16 protein-coding genes are annotated in these 17,130 nt (G+C 60.9%); 12 read left to right on the plus strand and 4 right to left on the minus strand.

All coding sequences use genetic code 11. The features are described from left to right. Positions 1-85: 85 nt before the first annotated feature. A complete protein-coding gene (locus BRPE64_RS21435) occupies positions 86-1,468 on the plus strand; it encodes an amino acid permease (protein WP_016346946.1) in 1,383 nt (460 codons plus the stop codon). Between the two features lie 4 nt (positions 1,469-1,472). On the opposite strand, the gene BRPE64_RS21440 is transcribed toward BRPE64_RS21435, so the two are convergent. Beyond that, entirely contained in the window at positions 1,473-2,066 is a 594-nt protein-coding gene (locus tag BRPE64_RS21440) for a BPSL1445 family SYLF domain-containing lipoprotein (RefSeq protein ID WP_044042835.1), read from the minus strand. Between the two features lie 87 nt (positions 2,067-2,153). Between BRPE64_RS21440 and BRPE64_RS21445 the strand changes: the two genes are divergently transcribed. The 4 genes from BRPE64_RS21445 (at position 2,154) to BRPE64_RS21460 (ending at position 5,298) form a co-directional block, all read left to right on the plus strand. After that, entirely contained in the window at positions 2,154-2,756 is a 603-nt protein-coding gene (locus BRPE64_RS21445; protein ID WP_232519293.1) for a septal ring lytic transglycosylase RlpA family protein, read from the plus strand. A gap of 459 nt (positions 2,757-3,215) precedes the next feature. Further along, on the plus strand, positions 3,216-3,926 hold the full coding sequence (locus BRPE64_RS21450; protein ID WP_016346949.1) for a response regulator transcription factor: 711 nt from the start codon (positions 3,216-3,218) through the stop codon (positions 3,924-3,926). A 215-nt stretch (positions 3,927-4,141) separates the two neighbouring features. Next, complete coding sequence (locus BRPE64_RS21455) at positions 4,142-4,882, plus strand: response regulator (protein WP_084675792.1); 741 nt, start codon at positions 4,142-4,144, stop codon at positions 4,880-4,882. Positions 4,883-4,902: 20 nt separating this feature from the next. Further along, complete coding sequence (locus BRPE64_RS21460) at positions 4,903-5,298, plus strand: DUF1801 domain-containing protein (RefSeq protein ID WP_016346951.1); 396 nt, start codon at positions 4,903-4,905, stop codon at positions 5,296-5,298. A 15-nt stretch (positions 5,299-5,313) separates the two neighbouring features. On the opposite strand, the gene BRPE64_RS21465 is transcribed toward BRPE64_RS21460, so the two are convergent. After that, entirely contained in the window at positions 5,314-6,126 is an 813-nt protein-coding gene (locus BRPE64_RS21465) for a class I SAM-dependent methyltransferase (protein ID WP_016346952.1), read from the minus strand. A 251-nt stretch (positions 6,127-6,377) separates the two neighbouring features. On the opposite strand from BRPE64_RS21465, the gene BRPE64_RS21470 reads away from it, so the two are divergent. From BRPE64_RS21470 to BRPE64_RS21485, 4 genes are all read left to right on the plus strand, one after another. Further along, the gene (locus tag BRPE64_RS21470) at positions 6,378-8,576 is read left to right on the plus strand and encodes a TonB-dependent siderophore receptor (RefSeq protein WP_044042837.1); all 2,199 of its coding nucleotides are present in this window, start codon (positions 6,378-6,380) and stop codon (positions 8,574-8,576) included. A gap of 193 nt (positions 8,577-8,769) precedes the next feature. Beyond that, positions 8,770-9,786, plus strand: a complete 1,017-nt coding sequence (locus BRPE64_RS21475; RefSeq protein ID WP_016346955.1) for an ABC transporter substrate-binding protein — start codon at positions 8,770-8,772, stop codon at positions 9,784-9,786. A gap of 42 nt (positions 9,787-9,828) precedes the next feature. Next, positions 9,829-10,776: a TauD/TfdA dioxygenase family protein gene (locus BRPE64_RS21480; protein WP_016346956.1), complete on the plus strand. Its 948-nt coding sequence runs from the start codon at positions 9,829-9,831 to the stop codon at positions 10,774-10,776. A gap of 212 nt (positions 10,777-10,988) precedes the next feature. Beyond that, positions 10,989-12,572 (plus strand): alanine/glycine:cation symporter family protein, encoded by a 1,584-nt coding sequence (locus tag BRPE64_RS21485; protein WP_016346957.1) that lies wholly within the window; start codon positions 10,989-10,991, stop codon positions 12,570-12,572. Here BRPE64_RS21485 and BRPE64_RS21490 read toward each other — a convergent pair whose 3' ends face one another. After that, positions 12,573-13,319, minus strand: a complete 747-nt coding sequence (locus tag BRPE64_RS21490; protein WP_016346958.1) for a carbonic anhydrase family protein — start codon at positions 13,317-13,319, stop codon at positions 12,573-12,575. Positions 13,320-13,428: 109 nt separating this feature from the next. Beyond that, positions 13,429-14,325, minus strand: coding sequence for a LysR family transcriptional regulator (locus BRPE64_RS21495; protein ID WP_016346959.1), 897 nt, complete (start codon positions 14,323-14,325; stop codon positions 13,429-13,431). Positions 14,326-14,541: 216 nt separating this feature from the next. Between BRPE64_RS21495 and sdhC the strand changes: the two genes are divergently transcribed. The 3 genes from sdhC to sdhA are packed head-to-tail and all read left to right on the plus strand — an operon-like array spanning position 14,542 to position 17,117. Further along, positions 14,542-14,952 (plus strand): succinate dehydrogenase, cytochrome b556 subunit, encoded by a 411-nt coding sequence (sdhC, locus tag BRPE64_RS21500; RefSeq protein WP_044043012.1) that lies wholly within the window; start codon positions 14,542-14,544, stop codon positions 14,950-14,952. Between the two features lie 15 nt (positions 14,953-14,967). Then, a complete protein-coding gene (gene sdhD / locus BRPE64_RS21505) occupies positions 14,968-15,336 on the plus strand; it encodes a succinate dehydrogenase, hydrophobic membrane anchor protein (RefSeq protein ID WP_016346962.1) in 369 nt (122 codons plus the stop codon). Between the two features lie 5 nt (positions 15,337-15,341). Continuing rightward, positions 15,342-17,117, plus strand: a complete 1,776-nt coding sequence (sdhA, locus tag BRPE64_RS21510) for a succinate dehydrogenase flavoprotein subunit (protein ID WP_016346963.1) — start codon at positions 15,342-15,344, stop codon at positions 17,115-17,117. Positions 17,118-17,130 lie beyond the last annotated feature (13 nt).

Here is a 17,130-nt window from a genome sequence, read left to right on the forward strand (position 1 = left end):
CTGATTGCCCTGAACGAGCGGCGCACGCTTGCTTTCCGAAGCGTGAGGAATCAATCGCAAAAAACGCAGAAAAGGAGAGAGACACGTGGCACATGAAGGACACGGCACGCTCAAGCGTGGCTTGAAGAACCGTCACATTCAGTTGATTGCGCTCGGCGGCGCGATCGGCACGGGGCTATTTCTCGGCATCGCCCAGACGATCAAATCGGCGGGACCGTCGGTCCTGCTCGGTTACGCGATCGCGGGCATCGTCGCTTTCTTCATCATGCGGCAGCTGGGCGAGATGGTCGTCGACGAACCGGTTGCCGGTTCCTTCAGCCATTTCGCGGACAAGTACTGCGGGCAATACGCGGGCTTTCTGTCGGGCTGGAATTACTGGGTGCTCTACATTCTCGTGTCGATGGCCGAGCTCTCGGCTGTCGGCATCTACGTGCAGTACTGGTGGCCGGGCATCCCGACATGGGTCTCCGCGCTCGTATGCTTTTGCCTGATCAACGCGATCAATCTGTCGAGCGTGAAGTCGTATGGCGAACTCGAATTCTGGTTCGCGATCGTCAAGGTCGTGGCGATTGTCGGCATGATCGGTTTCGGCGGCTATCTGCTGGTGTCGGGCCATGCCGGACCGGAAGCGAGCGTGACCAACCTCTGGCGTCACGGCGGCTTCTTTCCGAACGGCGTCTCGGGTCTCGTGATGGCCATGGCCGTCATCATGTTTTCGTTCGGCGGGCTCGAACTGGTCGGCATTACCGCAGCCGAAGCCGATGATCCGTCGCACACCATTCCGCGCGCGACCAATCAGGTGATCTATCGCATTCTGATTTTCTACGTGGGCGCGCTCGGCGTGCTGCTTTCGCTGTATCCGTGGCAGAAAGTGGTGAGCGGCGGAAGCCCGTTCGTGCTGATCTTCCACGCGATGAACAGCAACTTCGTCGCGCATGTACTCAATGCGGTTGTCCTCACGGCGGCGCTGTCGGTCTATAACAGCGGCGTGTACTGCAACAGCCGCATGCTTTACGGCCTCGCCAAGCAAGGCAACGCGCCGCGCGCGCTGCTCAAGGTCAATGCGCGCGGCATTCCGCTCGTCGCGCTCGGCGTGTCCGCACTGGCGACGGCCGCATGCGTGCTGATCAACTACCTGATGCCGGGCGAAGCGTTTCAGTTGCTGATGGGACTCGTCGTGTCGGCGCTGATCATCAACTGGGCGATGATCAGCCTCATCCATCTTCGCTTTCGTCGCGCGAAGGCCCGTGCCGGCGAAACGACGCTGTTCCGCAGCCTGGGCTACCCGCTCACCAACTATCTGTGTCTTGCCTTCCTGGGCGGCATTCTGGTGGTGATGTGCCTGATTCCCGATCTGCGCATCTCGGTCTATCTGATCCCTGTCTGGCTCGCCGTGCTGGGCGTGGGCTACGTGCTGCGCAACCGGCGCGCGAATGCGTCGCTGTCCTCGCGCGCGCCGGTGCGCTGAACGCTCACGGAGTCGTTCGCGTAATCTTCGTGCCTTCGAGAGAGACGCCGGCCATGAGGCCGGCGTTCGTCAATACGAACACGTCGACAGGACTGGTCGCTGTCGTCGTATCGAGCTGACCATTTGCGCCGAGCTTGAGCACGGCGACCGTCGCGTCCGTGCCGGCCGCCCAGCCATCGCGCCGTTTGAATTGAGCGAGGGCGTCGTCGGTCAGGAACACGAATATCAGCGCTTTAGATTGAGCGCCGATCTGCAAGCCGAACGACCCGCCGACGAGATCGTAATAGCCGTCGGTGCGGCCATCGACACGCAGCGCCCCTTCGCCATACTGCGCGCCCAACCAGAAGCCCGCCGCGATCACTCTCGGAAACACAAGCACGCCGTGGGCTTTGCCAACAAGTTCGCGCGACCCGCTGACGGACGCATACAGCCGCTGCAAGGTGGAATCCACAGAGGCATCGATGGCCCGGCGGCTGTCGGCGGTGGCCGCTGCGTTTTCACCGGATGAGGGACCGGTGGTCGTGCATGCGTTCATGCATAGCGCGGTCATGGCGATACCACCAGCGAGTACGAGACGCCTTCTGTTCCTATGATTCATACGCTTCCCATGATGACGGGTTGACAGGCTCGTGAACTATACAAGCTGCCGCACGCATGAAGCGATGGCGCAACCACAAAACGCGCATTGAGCAGACAGAAGCGGACCGATAACTGCTACTCGCATGTCGCGATGTTTGTCCGCTTGATCAGACGTGAGGCGCACATGAAAAGTAATCGTGTTGGCTTTCGCTTCAGCTTTAACCGTGGGTGGACCGGACCGCTCATGTGTCTGGTGTTGTCGTGCCTTATAAACCCGCTAAGCCCGGCGTTGTCTGCCGAACAAGCGGAGCCCACGAATGGCAATCACGCGAATCATCGAGCGGCTCAAGGTCACAGCGTCGATCGCTCCGGCAAGACGCGCAAAGGCAAGGCTTCGTACTATGGCCGGAATTTTTATAAGAAGAAGATGGCCGACGGTACGCAGATGAATCCGCAGTCGAATGTGGCCGCCAGCAAGACGCTTCCGCTCGGCACCAAGGCGAAGGTCACGAACCTCGAGAACGGCAACAGCGACGTGGTGGAAATCAGGGATCGCGGTCCTTACGTTAAAGACCGTATTGTCGATGTGTCGCCCAAGACGGCGGACAAGCTCGGCTTGAAGAAGGACGGCACGGCGCCCGTCGAGGTCAAACCGATCGATGTCCCGCAAGCCGACGGTACCGTCAAACCTGGCGATGGCGCGCAATAACGTGCACAGTTTTCGGCCCATTTTTTAAGCATGCTTCTTAGCTAAAAACGACGCGCTCCAAGCGAGAAACGACAATCGCTAATGAACGTTCGATCTAAGCTCGTGCTAAGCCCGCTGCAAAAAAACGCTAAGAAAGCAGGTTCGTTTCGAATCGCGCGATTATGCCGAAATCGTCATGCGAACTTAGGTAAATCGCCAAGACGCAATGGCTTGCCCCTTCCTAAGATACGCCCCACTCGATGACTGGTATGCAAGTGGACTTACATGTCCGCTTCATCACGATTTCGAAGCGCGCGGCCGTTTTGTTTGACGATTAACGCCTCGCGCGCAGTTGCCTTCCAGCGCTCAGATGGCAACTGGCTCACGCGTCCTGAGCGCGACCTTATGGCATCGTTTTCAGGGCAATGGGCATCTATGAATCCGCGAGACTATGCAGACATCCTCCCTTTTGCAAATTGCGTGCGAGCAGCGGGCACCGTCGATTTCGGCAATAGCCTGATTGCGGCGCTTGGCGGTCTTGTCGACATCGAGCATTGCGTGCTCGTGAAAGTCATGCCGCGACATGCGGACATTGCGGCGCTCGCCAGTCGTCAAGCCAGGCACGTTGCAACGCGCTTAACGGAAGCCTACGTGGGCGGCTATTATCGCGAGGACCCGCTGGTGCGCGAATTTTCGTGCACGGAATCGGCTTCGCTTGCCGCGCCCGTCGTGCGTCCGCTTGCGCTCAATCGCCAGTCGAATGTCGAGTACTACGAGCGTTTTTTCATCGAGCCGGGCATCGCGGACAAGCTTTCGATCGTGGCGCCCGGGTCCGATCACACGGCCTTTTTAAGCCTCTATAAATCCACGGCGATGGGCCGCTTCAGCGAGCGCGAGAAGGCTTGCGTCTCTGCCTTTGGCGACTTGCTCGCCGCACTCGCCTCGACACATACGAAGCTCTTGTCGACGCCAAGCGTGCCGCGCGAAGTGTCGATCAAATGGCATACGGCGCTCTCGGAGCGTGAACGTTCCGTTGCGCGACTGCTCGGTCGCGGCGAGACGGCGAAGACAGTCGGTGCGATGCTCGCGCTTTCTCCGGCAAGCGTGGTGACGTACAAGCAGCGCGCGCTCGCGAAGCTCGGCATCGGCAATCAGCGCGAACTGGTCGCGCTCGCAGCGTTGCTGGGCTAGCGCAAACGACTGTCCCGTTTCGTGAGGACAGACTTTCGAATCGAACGCTTCTAAACTGCTTTAGCTCGACCGGTCTCAGGAATGAAATAGAGCATCGGCGAGCGTGTGGAAACATCAGGCAAAATGAAATGTAGTCCTTAGTAAAAGGGCATGCGTTGATGTTTCATCTTTCTGAACGAAATACGACGAACGTCGGAACAAGAAGAAGGAACATCATGCGCGTGTTACTCGTTGAAGACGATTTGACCGTCGGTCAAAGCCTGTTTAAAGCCCTGAAGGCAGTCGGTTACTGCGTGGACTGGGTACGTGATGCGAAAGCAGGCGGTCTCGCCATCGATGCCGCTTATTACGCCGTCGTGCTGCTCGATCTCGGGCTTCTGTGCGGCGGCGGTCTCGACTTGCTCAGGGCGTCGCGTGAGTCGGGCAATAAAGTGCCGGTGCTGACGTTCACGTCCTGCGATGACCCGGAGACGCGCGTGCGCAGTCTCGATGTCGGCGCCGACGACTGCGTCCTCAAGCCGTTCGACGTGCGCGAAGTCCTTGCTCGCATTCGTGCGGTGTTGCGTCGTCAGGCGGGTTATGCAACATCACGTATCGGCGACGAATCCATGAGTCTCGATCTCGACTGCCGCACGTTATGCCGCGCGGGCGTGGCGTTCACGCTGTCTGCACGCGAGTTTGCGCTCATGCACGCGCTGCTCGAACGACCCGGTGCGATTCTCACTCGCGCTCAGCTCGAAGAGCGCATCTACGGCTGGGGGCGCGAAGTGGAAAGCAATGCACTCGACGTGCTCATCCATTCGATGCGCAAGCGTTTCGGACGCTCCGTCATTCACAACGTGCGCGGTCTCGGCTGGACGGCAACGCGCCCTGAAGCGTCGACGCCCGATCATCGCAACGTTCGGCCTCATCGCGAAGAGGCTAAGTTAATATTGTCGTCATCGATCCATAACTAGAACGCGAAGGACGGAGATCCATGAACGCATCGGAACGAATCGACGAGTTGATCGCGGGCATCACCGACTGGCGCCGCGACACCTTTGCGCAGGTACGCAAGATCATTCTCGAAGCGGATCGGGAGATCGTCGAGGAATGGAAGTACATGGGCAGCCCCGTGTGGTATCGCGATGGAATGATCGCGGTCGCCAATGCGCACAAGGGCAAAGTGAAGCTGACGTTCGCGAACGGCGCGCAGCTTCCCGATCCGCATAAGCTCTTCAACGCAGGCCTCGAAGGCAATGCGCGTCGCGCGATCGACTTCCTCGAAGGCGACAAGATCGACGCGCAGGCGCTCAAGAAACTCGTACGCGCGGCGATCGAATACAACCAGTCGAAAACGAAGAAGAAGCCGCAGAAAAGCGCGCAAGCCTGACGCCGGATCAGGACGCTACGTCCGCGTGCGTGCCCACGCGCCGATGAAAGCCGGCGGTTGAAGCACGCCATCGAGCGCGAGCACTTCGTTGCGCAGGCGATCGGCGAAAGTGTCGATGCCGACTTCGGCCGCGCTCGCAATGCCTGAGCGTTCGGCAAGCGGCAGCAAGGTTCTGAGGACCTCGGTCAGATACTGATACGCGAACGAGTCGGGTCCCGCTTCGAAGCGCGCCGACAGCAGCATCTGCGGATCGGGCAGGCCCGCGCGGCGAAACGTCGTGTAGAGCTTCGATCCCATGTCGGTCTCGACGCCGGCGCGCCGAAACGTCTGGTAGATCCAGCGCATGCCTTGTGCGCAAAGCGGCGCCTCGGGCATCGAGCGCGCCGTGCTCATGTCCATCTCGTGAAACACGAACAGCGTACCGGGCTTCGTCTGCGCGGCCAGGCGTTGCAGAGTCGCGGCGGGATCGGGCAGATGAAGCAGGATCAAACGGCCGACGACGGCATCCACCGGCTCGACGATCTGATAGTCCGCCACGCTGCCCACCTCGAAGCGCACCTGATCGAGATGCGCGAGCGTAGCGCGCCCGCGCGCCTTCTCGATTGCCCCGGGCGCCTGATCGATGCCGAGCACGCTTCCTCCCGCGCCCACGAGCGATGCCGCGAGGAAGGAAACATCGCCCGTGCCGCATCCCAGATCGAGCACGCGCATGCCGGGCGCGAGACCCGCGCGGCGCAGGATGTCATCGGTCAAATCGCCGATGAAGCGCGCCTGATTTTCGAGCCGCTGCACTTCCGGATCGGAATGGCCGAGCACGTAAGTGTTCATGTCGTGCCCCCGCATGGGCGAGTCGAATGACGACGACGCGCGACCGCGCGTCGCCCGCTTTCATGGTAGCGGCATCCGAGACCAATCGCGTCGCGCCCTAATTGTTTTCAACTTCCTTTCGGTCCGACCTGTGGTTTCCGGACAAAAACGCGCGAATAGATTCTTTACAAATATAAAACGTCGCGTCACAATTCGTCCCGCTAATAATAACGATTCGCATTTACACACGCAACGGCATCCAAGAGAAGAGTATGAGATCAGACGAAAGGAATTCGATCGCGTTACGGCCTTTGAAGCTGGCGGCGCTGCTGCTGTTCGCGGCAGCGCCGCTCGCTTACGCGCAGTCGACGGGCACCGCAGCAACCGATGCAACCGATGCAGCCGACACGGCGACCGCGAACGAAAGCACGCTTCCCGCGGTCAAGGTGACGGCGCAGAACGAAGACCAGCCATATGGTCCGACGAATGGCTACGTCGCCCGCGAATCGAGCGCGCTGAAGGGCAGTACGTCGCTGCTGGAAACGCCGCAGTCGGTGTCGGTCGTCACGCGCCAGCAGATGGATCAGCAGAACGCGCAGACGCTCAATGCAGCCGTGCGCTATGTCTCGGGCGTGACGCCGGAAACGCGCGGCGGTGTGGCCACGCGCTATGACATGCTGAAGGTGCGCGGCTTCGATGCCGACAAGTACTGGAACGGGCTCAAGATGCTCGACAACGCCTGGTACGCGACGCCGCAAGTCGATCCGTATCTGCTGGAGCGCATCGAAGTGCTGAAGGGTCCGGTATCCGTGCTGTACGGTCAGGCGGCCGCGGGCGGGCTGCTCGATCAGGAAAGCAAGATGCCGACGACGCAACCGCTGCACGAAGTCGGCATCGAGTTCGGCAACTATGCGCACAAGCAGGCCAAGTTCGATTTCTCCGGACCGATCGCTGGCGATCAGCGCTATCTGTTCCGTATCACCGGTATCGCGCGCACCGAAGACGGGCAGGTTCAATCGACATACAACAAGCGCATCGCGATTGCGCCGTCGTTCACGTGGCGGCCGGATAACAAGACATCGCTCACACTGTTCGGCTTCTATCAGCACGATCCGCGCAGCACGTCGTATGGCAGCGTGCCGCCGCAAGGCACGGTGCTCTTCAATCCGAACGGCAAGCTGCCGAGCGACTTCTACGACGGCGATCACAACTTCGAAAGCTTCAATCGCGTGCAGGAATCGATCGGCTACAAGTTCGATCGCAAGCTGAACAACGCGTGGACGTTCCGCGCGAACGGCCGCTTCCTGCATCTCGCGCAGGACTACAAGAGCGTGTATGCGAGCGCGCTCGAAGACGATCTGCGCACGCTGGATCGCGGCACCGCGGCGTCAAAGGACAACCTCAATACCGTCACGCTCGACAATCAGATCGAAGGCAATTTCTCGACCGGTCCGATCGATCATACGGTGCTGTTCGGCTTCGATTATCAGCATTACGCGAGCAACTTCGATACGGGCTTCGGCACCGCGCCGACGCTCGACATGTTCGCGCCGAACTACAACCAGACGATCACGCCGCCCGATCGCTATCATCAGGTGCTGAGCGGGACGCAGTACGGCGTCTATGCGCAGGATCAGGCGCGCTGGGGCCACGTCATCCTGACGCTGGGCGGCCGCGAAGACTGGGCGAGCAGCGATTCGAACAACACGACTTACGGCTTGCAGTCGCATCAGTTCGATCGCGCGTTCACGGGCCGCGCCGGCTTGAGCTACGTGTTCGACAGCGGCATCGCGCCGTATGTCAGCTACACCGAATCGTTCACGCCGCAAGCGGGCACCGATATCACCGGCAAGCAGTTCGAACCCGAGCGCGGACGTCAGTACGAGATCGGCATCAAGTTCCAGCCGAAGGGCTACAACGCGTTCTTCTCGGCGGCGCTGTTCGATCTGACGCGCAAGAACCTTCTGACCGTCGATGCAGCGAATCCGAACTTCCAGTCGGCGGTCGGCGAGGCGCGCTCGCGCGGTCTCGAACTCGAAGCGAAGGCGAGCCTGACGGATTCGTTGAACGTCACCGCGAGCTATACGTATCTGAGCACCAAGTACACGCAGGACAACAGTGGACTGGAAGGCAAGTATCTGCCCGCCGTGCCGCAGAATCAGGCTTCGTTGTGGGCGTATTACACGATCAATCGCGGGCCGCTCGCGGGCTTGTCGGCGGGCGCGGGTGGACGTTATACGGGTACGACTTACAGTTCCGACAACAGCTTCAAGGTGTCGAGCTTCTTCCTGGTCGATGCCACGCTGCGTTACGACCTCGGCCGCGCCACGCCGCAGTTGAAGGGCGCGGAACTGTACGTGAACGCGCAGAACCTGTTCAACAAGGAGTATGTGGCGTCCTGCTATTACGGCAGCTGGTGCGCGTTCGGCTACGGGCGTCAGGTCTTCGCCGGCATGAACTATCACTGGTAAGACGCCGCGCTGCACTGCGCCGCCGCTCTGGCGCAGTGCACGACGCGCCTGCATCGCAAATCCTGAATCGTCGTGAGCGCCTCTCCGGCGCTTATCGCAAACGAAGCTATCCGTATCGCGATTTCTTCGTTCGCGTGCGAAGAGGCGGCTTGTACATTGAGTGCTTGCCGCCGCTCTTCCACGACATCCCCGCATGACAACAACCTGTTCGCTGCACCGCTTCTTCGCGATCTGCGCGTGGCTGGCGGCATTCGCATGGCCGATGCATCCCGCGCATGCCGAGGGCCGCGTGAGCATCGTCGATCAATACGGCATCGGCTCGCTGCTGCTGAAAGTGGTGAAGGACCAGAAGCTCATCGAGAAAGAGGGCGCGCGCACGGGACTCGACATCGACGTGCAATGGAACACGCTCTCGGGCGGCGCGGCCGTGAACGAGGCGCTGCTTTCCGGAGCCGCCGATATCGCGACGATCGGTATCGGTCCGCTCATGACCATCTGGGATCGCACGCGCGAGCATCAGGATTTTCGCGCGATGGCGGCCCAAAGCGCGGTGCCGGTCTATCTCGTGTCCAACGATCCGCGCATTCGCAGCATCAGGGATATCGGCGAGAAGGATCGCATTGCGGTGGTTTCGGTCGCGGTGTCGCAGCAAGGGCGGCTTCTGCAGATGGCATCGGCCAAGGCGTTCGGCGACGCGAACTATGCGCAGCTCGACCGCTTCGAAGTCAACATGCCGCACGCCGATGCAACGACCGCGATGCTGTCGGGTAACTCGGTCATCAACCTGCATTTCTCGAACGCGCCTTATCAGTATCAGGAACTCGAAAACCCGAAGATCCATAAGGTCGTGAGTTCCACCGATATTCTCGGCGGTCCGTCGACGGCGAGCGTGGTGGTCACGTCCGCGAAATGGCGCAAGGACAATCCGAAGACCTATGCCGCCGTGCGCGCGGCGCTCGAAGACGCGGCCAAGCTCGTCAGCAATGATCGCGAACAGGCCGCGGCCATCTACATTCGGCAGGACGGCTCGAAGCTATCGCCCGCGTTCGTCGAGCGCATTCTGAACGACAAGGAAGCGAGCTTCGGGACGTCGCCGCAAAACACGCTTCAACTGGGCACTTTCTTGCACAAGGTCGGCGTGATCCGGCACGAGCCGAAGTCATGGCGCGATTACTTCTTCGCCGACGCCCCCAACGCGCAGGGCAGTTGAACGCCCCATACCATTTATCGAAATATATATAGGAGTCCGAACGTGAATGCAGCCGCGCAAGCCTATGAAACGGAAGTGATCGTCAAGCCGCTCTCGGCGCATATCGGTGCGGAAATCGGCGGCGTGGATCTGACACGCCCGTTGTCTGCCGATCAGGTGAAGTCGATACGCGCTGCATTGCTCGAATGGCGCGTCATCTTCTTTCGCGAGCAATTCCTGTCGCACGAGCAGCACGTCGCGTTCTCCGCGCAGTTTGGCGAGCTGACGGTGGGGCATCCCGTGTTCGGTCATGTCGAAGGTCATCCGGAGATTTATTCGATATCCAAGTACCGCAAGGCCACGCGTTTCGAAGGGCAGTCGTTGCTGCGTCCTTGGACGGGTTGGCATACGGATGTCACCGCCGCGGTGAATCCGCCGTTTGCGTCGATCCTGCGCGGCGTGACGATTCCGCCTTATGGCGGCGACACGCAGTGGACCAATCTCGTGATCGCATACGAGAAGCTTTCCGCGCCGCTGCGCGCGTTCGTCGATGGTTTGCGCGGTGTGCATCGCTTCACGCCGCCGCAGGGCGCGAGCGGCACGGATGCGTTCAGGAAAGCCGTCGACGATCACACGCTCGTCAGCGAACATCCGCTCGTGCGCGTGCATCCCGAGACCGGCGAGCGCGCGTTGTATGTGAGCCCGGGCTTCCTCAAGCAGATCGCCGGTCTGACGCCGCGCGAAAGCCAGGCGCTGCTCGAACTGCTGTGGGAACACGTCACGCGGCCGGAGTTTACGGTGCGTTTCAAATGGGAGCCGGGCAGCATCGCGTTCTGGGACAACCGCACGACGGCGCATCTCGCGCCGACCGATATCTTCGATCTCGACTTCGATCGGCAGCTTTATCGCACGACGCTCGTCGGCGACGTGCCCGTCGGTCCCGATGGACGGAAGTCGGTTGCGATCGAAGGCTCGCCGGTGGGCGCGGCGGCTGCGGTCGCGCTGAACTGATTCGTTTCAGCCGATAAGCGCGCGGGCTCGCGATGGCATCCGCGCGCGATTCGGTTTCATCATTAATTAGATTGCAACTAACGGTCTTTTCTCACCCCGGCCTTTGCCAGCTTCGCCACCGAAAACCAGCTTTCAGCGTTTTGTCTGACCACACGCGAGCGAGCCGTATAATTCCAGCCTTCTGGATTCGCACTTCAAGAAGGACCGCTCGCGTGGAAGAACTTTTCCATTCCGTGAATGCTTTGTTCGCTTTCATCGCACCCATCTCGGATTTTCTCTGGGACTTTCCGACCAACTTCAAGGCCTACGCAGAGATCCCCGTGATCGGGCAGTTCTCGTTCGCGATCCTCTTGCTCGTGGGCGTCGGCGTTCACTTCACGATCCGCACGCGCTTCATCCAGACGATGAACGTCGGCAAGATCGTGCGCATCATGCTGCGGCGGCAGTCGTCGAAAACCGGCGTCAGTGCGCTCGCGTCGTTCATGCTCGGGCTTGCGATGCGCGCGGGGCCGGGCAATATCGTCGGCATCACGGGCGCCATTTCCGTGGGCGGACCGGGCGCGTTGTTCTGGATGTGGGTCGCCGCGTTCTTCGGCATGGCCACCGCATTCATGGAATCGACCCTCGCGCAGCTCTTCAAGGAAAAGAAGCACGACGAGTTCGTCGGCGGACTGCCTTTCTACGGACGGCGCATTCTGGGCGATACGCGCATCGTCGGCACGTTTTTGTCGATCGTGTTCATCGTCTATGCGCTTTTCAACGTGCCGCCGCAAACGTTCAACGTGTTCACCGCAATCGGCACCATCGCCGATACCGTCACAGGCCAGCATCTCGCGCGTCAGTCGACGGTGTATTACGTCATCGCGGCCGTGCTCATCGCGGCGTGCTCGTTCATCATCATGGGCGGCATTCGCCGCGTAACCGCCTATACCGATGTGCTCGTGCCGATCAAGGCGACGCTGTTCTGCCTGATGTCGTTCGTCATCATCCTGATCAATCTGCCGCTCGTTCCGTACTTCTTTCATGAAGTGATTGTCGGCGCGTTCGCGCCTCATGCGCTGTTCGGCGGCGCGATCGGCACGGCGCTCGCTCAAGGCGTCAAGCGCGGGCTGATGTCGAACGAAGCGGGGCAGGGCACCATCACGATGGCCGCCGCCATCGCCGACAACGATCACCCCTGCGAACAAGGCTTCGTGCAGAGCCTCGGCGTGTTCTTCGACACGATGGTCATCTGCACGATGACCGGCTTCATCGTCGTGATGGCGCACGTGTGGACCGGCACCATCGACGGGCAAGCGTGGGAGTCGGTGAGAGCGTCGAAGATCACGGTCTATCTCGCTTCGGTCGAAACGCTCGTGCCGGTGGCGGTCGCGCATGTCGTGAAGATCATCATGTGCGTGTGTTATGGCCTGTTCGCGTTCACCACGCTGCTGGGCATGATTTCGTTCGCGGAGATTTCGGCCAACTTCATCTCGCGTGGGCGCGGCTTCATTACGGGGATTCGTGTCGTCGGTTCGCTCGTGTTCGTTCCGTTCGGCGCGTTGACCGTGCTCGCGGGACTCGAATTGCCGAACCTGTGGGCGCTTTCCGATCTGATGAACATCGTGATGGTGCTGCTCAACGTGCCGATCCTGCTGATCGGGCAACGTCTCGTGTACAAGGCGCTCGCCAATTACCGTACGACGCGCGGCAAGCCCTTCGTGTCGGAGGACATCGGCGTGAAGACCGAATACTGGAAGGCTTCGCGCGAAGTTCGCGAGCACACGCAAGCGGCTCGCGAACGCGTCGAGAGCTGATCAACTGAAGAAGTCCACCGCGCCCGTGCTCAGGTTGTACATCGCCCCGGCGATCTTGATGGTGTGCTGGCTCTCCATCTCGCCGAGCACGGCGCTGTCGCGGCGAATCTGCGCAATGGTCAGTTCCACATTCTTGCGCGCCACTTTATCGACGAACGTGTAGTTGGTCGCCGAGCGTTCGCCGTCGTACTGCGTGGCATCGACAGCGGGCTTGATGCGCGCGAGCAGGGCAGTGAGATGACCCAGCTCGGCATTAGCGATAGCGCCCTTGATGGCGCCGCACGACGTGTGCCCCATCACGAGCACCACTTTCGCGCCCATCAGCTTGCACGCGAACTCCATGCTGCCGAGAATATCGTCGTTCTCGATGTTGCCCGCGATTCGGCAATTGAAGATATCGCCGATACCCAGATCCATGATGACTTCCGCGGGCGCGCGCGAGTCGATACAACTGAGCAGCACGGCCGCCGGATACTGGCCCTTCGCGCTTGCTTTCTGTTCGCGCAGATAATTTCGGTCTTTACGCTCGCCTCTCTGGAAACGCTCGTTGCCGTGCTTCATCAACGCGATGATTTGCTCCGGCGTCATGCTGTCGCGCTGCGCGTGCGTCAACGCATCGGCATGGGCGGAGGTCATGAGAAGCGGCGGCGCGGCCACGCCGGCGATAGTTGCGGATGCAACCGATTTCAGAAATCTTCGGCGGCACGCGGGCGTGCATTGCAGCGGATGCTTCATTTCTTCGCGCATGACCTTGCTCCTCGGTGTAAGGATTCGGCCTTCTTGACGCTCTTCTTGCGAACTGAAGTGTTGGACGAAAATGCGTCGAATGCAATGCGCGCTTGTTCTGATGACAATGTCACGCCGATGACGTAACGACCTGCCGCGCGATGTCGAGAAAGTTGGCGGTCTTGGCGGCCGTTGCGTCGATGCGCGAGGCCAATGCCAGACGAATGGTGATGGCGCTGCCGAGGGCATCGGTGTAGGCGACGCCATCGACCTGTATCTGACACACGGACGCCGGCACCAGCGACACGCCGAATTCCGCCGCGACCAGATTCACGACTGACGAAAGCTGCGGCGCCTGCTGCCCGGCGATCGGCTCGAAACCGGCTTCACGGCACGCGCCGATGATCACATCGTGCAAGGTCGGGCTCGCTTCGCGCGGCAGCAATACGAACGGGTCGTCCGCCAGCGCCGCAAGCGGCACCTTGCGCTTTTTGCCGAGCTTGTGCGTGGCGGGCAGCACGATTTTCATCGGCTCGATGGCGATGTGATGGATCTGCACGCCCGCGGGCGACTGGCTGCCGAGGCGCACGAACGCTACATCCACGCGGCCTGCATCGAGATGAGCGAGCAGTTGCGCCGTATTGCCTTCGGTGAGCGTGAGCGTGACGTTCGGGTACGCCTGCCGGTAAGAGCGGATGAGCTTCGACACGACCGGATTGAACGCCGCCGACCCCGTGAAGCCGATATTGAGCTGCCCGATCTCGCCGCGCCCCGCGCTCTGCGCCTTTTCGACGGCCAGGCGTGCGTCGTTCATGAGGCGTTTGGCATCGACGGCGAACGCTTCGCCCGCTTCGGTCAGCACGACGCCGTGCCCCGTGCGCCGGAAGAGCCGCACGCCGAGTTCGTCCTCCAGCGCATGAATCTGCTGGCTCAACGGCGGTTGACCGATGCCGAGCCGCTCCGCCGCGCGCGTCACGTTACGCTCCTCTGCGACGGCCAGAAAGTAGCGGATATGACGCAGTTCCATGCGATATCTTTATAAAATATTTCAGAAAGACGAGATAGATATTGGACAGTATATCAATCGCGCGACAAAATACCGCTATCGCGCAGTGCGCGGGCTAAAAACTTTTCCCCAAAACATCGCCGGGCGCTTTTCGACGTGAACCGGCCTGGGCGAGTCGCGCCCGTGTCGTGCATCGCCGGCGCGCGAATCGTCAATCAGATTGGGAAGGGGTCTAACGTGGCTGAAGCTTTAAAGAAACCCAGACCGGAATACCGGAACATCGGGATCGGTCAACTCGCGAAGTACCGCCTGCCTTTGGCGGGGAAGGTATCGATCCTGCATCGCGTGAGCGGCCTGCTGCTCTTCGTGTGTCTGCCGTTCATCCTGTATCTGCTCGATCAGAGCCTCACCTCCGAGATCAGCTTCGAGGCGTTCAAGGGTTTTCTGGCGAACCCGATCGTCAAGATCGTCGTGCTGGTGTTGTCGTGGGCGTATCTGCATCACTTCTGCGCGGGCATTCGCTTTTTGCTGCTCGACACGCACGTCGCGGTGAACAAGGAAGGCGGCAAGCAGACCGCGCTCATCGTGCTGATCGTGTCGCTGTTGCTCACGCTTGCGATGGCGCTCAAGCTCTTCGGCGCCTTCTAAGGAGATAACAAGAACATGGCAACCCACAATCGAGTCGGTCCCAAGCGCCTGGTCGTCGGCGCGCACTACGGTCTGCGCGACTGGCTCGCGCAACGCATCACCGCGGTCGCGATGGCCGTCTACACCGTCATTCTTCTCTTCTGGTTCTTCGCCGCGCACAACTTCTCGTATGAAGGCTGGGCGGGCATCTTCGCGACCCAGTGGATGAAGCTCGCCACTTTCGTAGCCTTGCTTTGCCTCTTCTATCACGCGTGGGTCGGCATTCGCGACATCTGGATGGACTACGTGAAGCCCATGGGCGTGCGCCTGTTCCTGCAGGTGCTGACCATCCTGTGGCTCATCGGATGCGCCGGTTACGCTGCACAGATTCTCTGGAGAGTTTAAAGAACATGGCTGCAATCAAGACTTCCCTGCCGCGTCGTCGCTTTGACGTGGTCATCGTGGGCGCAGGCGGCTCGGGCATGCGCGCGTCGCTGCAGCTCGCGCGCGCGGGGCTCTCCGTCGCGGTGCTCTCGAAGGTGTTCCCCACGCGCTCGCATACGGTGGCCGCGCAAGGCGGCATCGGCGCCTCGCTCGGCAACATGAGCGAAGACAACTGGCACTACCACTTCTACGACACCATCAAGGGCTCGGACTGGCTCGGCGATCAAGATGCGATCGAGTTCATGTGCCGTGAAGCGCCCAATGCTGTGTACGAACTCGAACACATGGGCATGCCGTTCGACCGCAACGCGGACGGCACGATCTATCAGCGCCCGTTCGGCGGCCACACCGCGAACTACGGCGAGAAGCCCGTGCAACGAGCGTGCGCCGCAGCGGACCGCACGGGCCACGCGTTGCTGCATACGCTGTATCAGCAGAATGTCGCCGCTAAAACGCACTTCTTCGTCGAATGGATGGCGCTGGATCTGATCCGCGACGCCGACGGCGACGTGCTCGGCGTCACCGCGCTCGAAATGGAAACGGGCGAGGTCTATATCCTCGAAGGCAAGACCACGCTGTTCGCCACGGGCGGCGCGGGGCGTATCTTCGCGGCATCGACGAATGCGTTCATCAATACAGGCGATGGCCTCGGCATGGCCGCGCGCTCGGGCATCGCGCTGCAGGACATGGAGTTCTGGCAATTCCACCCGACAGGCGTTGCAGGCGCGGGCGTGCTGATCACCGAAGGCGTGCGCGGCGAAGGCGGCATCTTGCGCAATGCGAATGGTGATCGTTTCATGGAGCGTTATGCGCCCACGCTGAAGGATCTCGCGCCGCGCGACTTCGTCTCGCGTTCGATGGATCAGGAAATCAAGGAAGGCCGCGGCGTGGGTCCGAACAAGGATCACGTGTTGCTGGACCTGTCGCACATCGGCGCCGAGACGATCATGAAGCGTCTGCCGTCGATTCGCGAGATCGCGCTCAAGTTCGCCAACGTCGATTGCATCAAGGAGCCGATTCCTGTGGTGCCGACCATCCACTATCAGATGGGCGGCATTCCGACCAACATGCATGGTCAGGTGGTCGGCACGGCGCGTGGCTACAACGATCCGGTCAACGGCTTCTATGCCGTGGGCGAATGTTCGTGCGTCTCGGTGCACGGCGCGAACCGCCTGGGCACGAACTCGCTGCTCGATCTGGTCGTGTTCGGGCGCGCCGCGGGCAATCACATCATCAAGCACGCGAAGGAGTTGAAAGAGCACAAGCCGCTGCCGGCCGATGCCGCCGACTTCGCGATGGAACGTCTCGCGGTGCTGGAGAAGTCCACATCGGGCGAATACACGCAGAGCATCGCCAACGACATCCGCTCGACCATGCAGGCGCATGCGGGCGTGTTCCGCACCTCGAAGCTGCTGGAAGAGGGTGTCGGCAAGATCGATGAGTTGGCCGAGCGCGTGAAGCACGTGCATCTGAAGGACAAGTCGAAGGTGTTCAACACCGCGAAGGTCGAGGCGCTGGAGTTGGCGAACCTGATCGAAGTGGCGCGCGCGACGATGGTGTCGGCGGAAGCGCGCAAGGAAAGCCGCGGGGCGCATGCGCACAGCGACTACGAACATCGCGACGACGAGAACTGGATGCGTCATACGCTGTGGTTCAGCGAGGGCGATCGCCTCGACTACAAGCCGGTGCAGATGAAGCCGCTGACGGTCGAATCGGTGCCGCCGAAGGCACGGACCTTCTAAGGCACGAGAGCGC

The sequence above is a fragment of the Caballeronia insecticola genome (assembly GCF_000402035.1).
GTDB lineage: Bacteria > Pseudomonadota > Gammaproteobacteria > Burkholderiales > Burkholderiaceae > Caballeronia > Caballeronia insecticola.

What these genes read in the sequence shown, in the direction of transcription:
- BRPE64_RS21475 (WP_016346955.1), top strand. Translation starts at nt 8,770, where the DNA reads ATGACAACAACCTGTTCGCTGCACCGCTTCTTCGCGATCTGCGCGTGG.
- sdhD (WP_016346962.1), top strand. Translation starts at nt 14,968, where the DNA reads ATGGCAACCCACAATCGAGTCGGTCCCAAGCGCCTGGTCGTCGGCGCG.
- BRPE64_RS21455 (WP_084675792.1), top strand. Translation starts at nt 4,142, where the DNA reads ATGCGCGTGTTACTCGTTGAAGACGATTTGACCGTCGGTCAAAGCCTG.
- BRPE64_RS21470 (WP_044042837.1), top strand. Translation starts at nt 6,378, where the DNA reads ATGAGATCAGACGAAAGGAATTCGATCGCGTTACGGCCTTTGAAGCTG.
- sdhA (WP_016346963.1), top strand. Translation starts at nt 15,342, where the DNA reads ATGGCTGCAATCAAGACTTCCCTGCCGCGTCGTCGCTTTGACGTGGTC.
- BRPE64_RS21440 (WP_044042835.1), bottom strand. Translation starts at nt 2,066, where the DNA reads ATGAATCATAGGAACAGAAGGCGTCTCGTACTCGCTGGTGGTATCGCC.
- BRPE64_RS21460 (WP_016346951.1), top strand. Translation starts at nt 4,903, where the DNA reads ATGAACGCATCGGAACGAATCGACGAGTTGATCGCGGGCATCACCGAC.
- BRPE64_RS21490 (WP_016346958.1), bottom strand. Translation starts at nt 13,319, where the DNA reads ATGCGCGAAGAAATGAAGCATCCGCTGCAATGCACGCCCGCGTGCCGC.
- BRPE64_RS21495 (WP_016346959.1), bottom strand. Translation starts at nt 14,325, where the DNA reads ATGGAACTGCGTCATATCCGCTACTTTCTGGCCGTCGCAGAGGAGCGT.
- BRPE64_RS21465 (WP_016346952.1), bottom strand. Translation starts at nt 6,126, where the DNA reads ATGAACACTTACGTGCTCGGCCATTCCGATCCGGAAGTGCAGCGGCTC.